Source organism: Veillonella sp., from assembly GCF_018364065.1.
Lineage (GTDB): Bacteria > Bacillota > Negativicutes > Veillonellales > Veillonellaceae > Veillonella_A.
The window spans coordinates 1-1,183 of the sequence record NZ_JAGZMO010000015.1 but is presented as its reverse complement, the minus strand read 5'-3'; the positions used below and the strand labels follow the sequence as shown (position 1 = coordinate 1,183).

Annotated in this window: 1 pseudogene; it reads left to right on the top strand. The window is 44.3% G+C overall.

Annotated elements, in window-relative coordinates:
• Positions 1-21 precede the first annotated feature (21 nt).
• Positions 22-1,183, top strand: a pseudogene (locus KHZ77_RS09520) (hypothetical protein); the annotation flags it as partial.

Below are 1,183 nucleotides of genomic sequence, written 5' to 3'. Positions count from 1 at the left end.
GGTGCAGGCAATGTACTTACAGTGAATAAAGACAATGCAGGCTTCGGTATCGTAGGTGCAACCGACGGCATGGTTGAAAGTAAAGTGTCCGGTCAGGACGTGGTAGTCGATTTAACAGCTGCTACAAAAGAAAAGATCAATAACGCAGCCGGTAAAGATTTAGGCAACTTGGATGACAAAGGCAAAGAAGTTATCAAAGAAGTTGTTCAAGCATCCGTTGATGTAGACGGTGGTAACAATATTAGCGTAGTTGATGCGACCGATAAAGACGGCGTTAAAACATTCACTGTTAACTTGGATAAAAATATCGATCTTGGCACAGACGGGGCCGTTGCTGTAGGTGATACCAAACTTGATAAATCAGGTTTAGAAATTGGTGCAACTAAAGTCGCTGCCGATGGCGTAAGCGTTGGCGATGCAGCGTTAACAACTGACGGCTTAGCAATCGCAGGCGGTCCTTCCGTAACTAAAGACGGCATCGATGCAGGTGGTAAAGTAGTAGGTAACCTTGGTGAAGGTGCTGTAGCTGAAGGATCCACTGATGCAGTAACCGGTGGTCAATTATTTGGCGTACAAAAAGATCTTAAAGATTCTATTAAAGGCGCTCAAGATACAGCTAATTCCGCACTTCAGACTGTAAGCGTTAAAGACGGCGCAGGCAATGTACTTACAGTGAATAAAGACAATGCAGGTTTCGGTATCGTAGGTGCAACCGACGGCATGGTTGAAAGCAAAGTATCCGGTCAGGACTTGGTAGTCGATTTAACAGCAGCTACAAAAGAAAAAATCAACAACGCAGCCGGTAAAGACTTAGGAAACTTAGATGACAAAGGTAAAGAAGTCATTAAAGAAGTTGTTCAAGCATCCGTTAATGTAGACGGTGGTAACAATATTAGCGTAGTTGATGCAACCGATAAAGATGGTGTTAAAACATTCACTGTTAACTTGGATAGAAATATCGATCTTGGCACAGACGGGTCCGTTGCTGTAGGCGATACCAAACTTGATAAATCCGGTTTAGAAATCGGTGCAACTAAAGTCGCTGCAGATGGCGTAAGCGTTGGCGATGCAGCGTTAACAACTGACGGCTTAGCAATCGTTGGTGGTCCTTCCGTAACTAAAGACGGTATCAATGCAGGCGGTAAAGTAGTAGGTAACCTTGGTGAAGGTGCTGTAGCTGAAG